Raw genomic sequence first — 4,405 nt, 5'->3', positions numbered from 1 at the left:
ACAGGTTACCAGTACCTGCCCAACCCGTTCCATCATTCTTAGTGCAATGTTTTCATTTGAAGAATCATATCCTGTTGGCTGTTTTTTTGTCCAAATCAAGTTTGGAATCATTAGCATAAGTAAATAAATCATACCAACGTAGGAAAAACCCAAATGACCCATACATTTCCTCCTTTCACTCTAACACCCATTCTATACTACATTATCTGATGTGGTTCTTATGTTTTCGCATTCAAATCATATCACCATTTTTTAACACATTATTAATTAACTATACTAAAAAAAATATAATAGTGCAACTAGTCACATGGTATTCGTTTGTACACCATACATTCTTGGGTTTACGTATTTTCATGCATTTATAAGTTATATTTGGAGTTTAAAACAAATTTATAAGTATGTATTTGTGAGTATTATTTGTAATGTTTTTTTAAGTATTAGCATGCATTTGTTATTATGTTTTTGTAAGTATTAGCATGCATTTGTAATGTTTGTATGTATTCGAATACATTTACACGGTTATCCTTTTGTAATCTAGTCACTGTAGATTTTATTAAGTAGTTTTATACTAACTACATAAATCGACAACACTACTTCTTAGTCCTATAACATATAGGGATTACTAAAATAAATAAACAAATTTTAAATAAGGAGGACTTTTATGGGATTCTTAGAAATTATTTTAAACTCATTCGGAGGAAATTCCTCTATTAAAAAAATAAAGTATGAAGAAGCAACAACTAATTTAAAGGAAGATAAAAATATTATCTTGTTAGATGTTAGGGAAAATTATGAATTTCAATCCGGTCATATCAAAGGAGCAAAAAATATACCTTTGTCCGCTGTAGATAAAAAGATTGAAACAATAGCAAAGAATAAAAATTCTATACTTTATGTTTATTGTCAAAGTGGTGCAAGAAGCGCCAGAGCTTGTCAAATATTATCTGCAAAAGGTTATACTAATGTTTATAACCTTGGCAGTATTATGGGATGGCCATACGAAATAGTACGATAATGATTTTTTAGGAGGAATACAACATGAAAAAGGTAGTTATTATTGGCGGTGTTGCAACTGGTGCATCTGCAGCAGCAAGACTTCGAAGATTAGATGAATCAGTCGAAATTGTAATGATTGAACGAGGTGAATATATATCATTTGCAAACTGTGGTTTACCTTATTATATAGGCGACGTGATAACAGATAGAGACGCGTTACTAATGGCCACACCAAAACTTATGAAGGATCGCTTTCATATCGATATCCGCATTCATAGCGAAGTTACGAAGATTAATCCATCTCAAAATAGTGTTACAGTACTATCCTCAGATAGAGGAACTTATGAAGAAACCTATGATTATCTCGTCTTAGCACCTGGAGCAAAACCGATTGATTTTAATTTTCAAGGAGTAAGCTCTAACAAAGTCTTTACTCTTCGTAATATGTACGATACCGATCGTATTAAAACAGCTCTTGATGGAGTGGAGAAAGCAATTATCATTGGTGGTGGATATATCGGAATTGAGATGGCGGAAAACTTGGTTGAGAAAAACATTGAAGTTACTTTAGTACAAGCACTCCCTCATATCTTAGCACCATTTGATGATGATATGGTAATTCTAGCAGAAAATGAGATGCGACAAAAAGGTATTCACTTACTTTTATCAGAGAAAGCCATTGCTTTGCATGAGACGGATACTGGTGTCTCCTTAGAGCTTGAAAGTGGAAATGTAGTAGAAGGAAATATTCTAATTTCTGCAATTGGAGTTGTACCTGATACAAATTTCTTAAAGGATTCTGGAATTGCCCTTGGTAAGCGGGGTCATATCTTAACAAATGAGCAAATGCAAACCAATATTCCTAATATCTTTGCTGGCGGTGATGCTGTAACTGTAACTGATTTTGTAACCAAACAAGAAACCGCGGTACCTCTTGCCGGACCTGCCAATAAGCATGGTAGAATTATTGCAGATAATATTTGTGGGATACCTTCAAAATACAAAGATACCCAAGGTTCCACCGTAATTAAGGTATTCGATTTAACCTTAGCGGCGACAGGTAACACAGAGCGTCAATTATCATTACAAGGTCTAGAACATCAAACCTTAATTATTCACCCAAATCAACATGCGATTTATTATCCGGGCGCTGAACCAATCACCTTAAAACTAATCTTTAATTCCAACGGAGTAATCCTTGGTGCTCAGGCAATTGGAACAGAAGGAGTAGAAAAAAGAATTGATGTTATCGCCACCCTATTAAGGATGGGCGGTACTATCTATGACTTAACAGATTTAGAACTTTGCTATGCTCCACCTTATGGTTCTGCAAAGGACCCAGTTAATTTTGCGGGTTATGTTGCAGAAAATGTTCTTACGAAAAAAACTGAGCTAGTTCATCCTAGGGAATTAGTAAATATAAAAGAAAATACAAACGTTGTCGTTCTTGATGTCCGAACAAAAGGAGAACGAAACTTTGGTAAGGTGGATGGCTCGATACACATCAACGTGAATGAATTAAGAGATCATTTAGATGAACTAGACAAAGGGAAAGAATATTGGATCTATTGTGCTGTTGGAGTAAGGGCATATGTGGCAGAGCGTATTCTAAAGCAACATGGATTTCAATGTAAAAATATCATTGGTGGTTATAAAACAATTTCTGAGCTTGGGCTAATAGTACCTTAAATAGAATAATAATTTTATCGAGCTTTATAAATTTCATGAAGCAAATATAAGCTTTCCTCGTTTTATTTGCTTTGGGCATTTGCCTTTCCCATCACTTAATTAACTAGTCACTGCTGTCTCCTCATAATTTGAATTCTGCCCTGTGAAATGAAAAGCATAAGCAAAATCTACACTTTTTATTTCATAGGATGCAAATTCCTAATAAAACATGTAAAGTACGATTCGGGAACTTTTCCTTATCAAGAATCATGACCACCAACCGGTGGTTTTATGGTACCTAAATCCAATAAAAAGAAAAAATCTGCTTCAAGAATAATCCCTTATCAAGAATAAACAGCCCCAACATCTGCTGTCAGAGCTGTTTTACTGATAAAGGATATATTTTATCGATGAAAGATCTTTATTATACCCCTACTTTACCTTATTATCCAAGGTAGCCTTATCTACATAATAAATCTTTGTTTTAGAGTAGACATAATACCTATTTGTCTTTCCTGCTTTCCATGTTGTCAATCCATTCATCGCTTCCGGTGTGGTAAACATATAATTTGTAACAAATCCATTTTTCGTTCCCAATAATTTGGTCTTGTCATACAGCGCGTAAAAATAAGTTCCGTCATATCTTGAGGTACCAATCTTATCTTGCTCAATGGTAGTATCATAATTTTTTCCTGTTTTGAGATTATATATCTTTCTTAACTTGCCGTCTTTCACAAGAACATATCCGTCGCCGTTTATAAAATCGTAGAAGTCAAAGTCACTGCTTTGTGCCGTATAGTCTAAAAGTGTCTTCCACTCACTGTTGTCAGCGATGGCTCTCTGTGAAATCACAATCCTTTCAGGCTCTCCGAAGCTTTCCTCTACCGCAATATATCTGTTATCGTCATTATAGATATACATAAAACTGGATGATCCTTCGATTACATAATCTTTACTTATTGTTTTATATTTCTTCATATCCGTGGTATAATGAATCGTATAAGTTTTATGTTGGCTAAAATAATCTTCAACTGGCGTTACTGAAAAGCAATCAAAGTCTAGATAACTTCTATACCATTCTATTGCATCCTTATTTTCCGGTGTAACCGCCTTCGTCCATTTGGTGTAATCTGTCGAATAGTAGAACTGACCTTGTCCTGGTGCCGCTTCTGACAAGCCCCATTTATAACAGACCATATAATCCCCTGCAAAATCCACCATATCACAGTTGTTATCCGGATTCGGATATGCCTTGAAGGCAGCATTCTTAGTAGAGAGTAGGTAGAACGGGATTTTTTCTCCCTTTCCATTGCTGTAGCTTCCATTAAGAATTACAAGACCCTTTTCCCAATGTGACATAAAATAGCCATCTAGCTCGATATTCGCTGCTTTCGCATCCAGTTTCTTGACCAAATCCTGTACTGGTGTAACCATCACCGTCTTCATATCCTTGGAAATACTGATAAGGAATGGGTACTTCTCACCCTCCTTTACCGTTCCCTTTCCAGATAGCCACATCTCACCTTTGTCCGTATAGTTCCAGGAGGTGGATATCTCTATAGATTGAAAAGTAATTTTCGGAAACTTTTTAGTGATTTCGGTATCTAACAAGATATCTTTAAAATTCACACCGTCTTTGCTATAAGAGAAAACATTGCCCTTCGCCTTTCTCCCTAAGGCAAACAGATAATCATTCACCCCACTTATGTAGTTAATCTCCTTGAAGCCATTTGCCTTGGTC

The 4,405-nt window shown here is 35.3% G+C and carries 3 protein-coding genes; 2 read left to right on the top strand and 1 reads right to left on the bottom strand.

What is annotated here, in order from left to right; genetic code table 11:
• Positions 1-661 precede the first annotated feature (661 nt).
• Positions 662-1,015 (top strand): rhodanese-like domain-containing protein, encoded by a 354-nt coding sequence (locus RTP52_RS09190; RefSeq protein ID WP_312370742.1) that lies wholly within the window; start codon positions 662-664, stop codon positions 1,013-1,015.
• Between the two features lie 23 nt (positions 1,016-1,038).
• On the top strand, positions 1,039-2,685 hold the full coding sequence (locus tag RTP52_RS09185; protein WP_312370740.1) for an FAD-dependent oxidoreductase: 1,647 nt from the start codon (positions 1,039-1,041) through the stop codon (positions 2,683-2,685).
• 411 nt (positions 2,686-3,096) lie between these two features.
• Here RTP52_RS09185 and RTP52_RS09180 read toward each other — a convergent pair.
• The coding region (locus tag RTP52_RS09180; RefSeq protein WP_312370738.1) for a hypothetical protein at positions 3,097-4,405 on the bottom strand (1,309 nt) is incomplete at its 5' end.

This window comes from Lachnoclostridium sp., assembly GCF_031997925.1.
Classification (GTDB): domain Bacteria; phylum Bacillota; class Clostridia; order Lachnospirales; family Lachnospiraceae; genus Lachnoclostridium.
This window is presented reverse-complemented; position numbering and strand designations above follow the sequence as displayed.

Coding starts and splice junctions, on each gene's coding strand:
- RTP52_RS09190 (WP_312370742.1), top strand. CDS start 662: ATGGGATTCTTAGAAATTATTTTAAACTCATTCGGAGGAAATTCCTCT.
- RTP52_RS09185 (WP_312370740.1), top strand. CDS start 1,039: ATGAAAAAGGTAGTTATTATTGGCGGTGTTGCAACTGGTGCATCTGCA.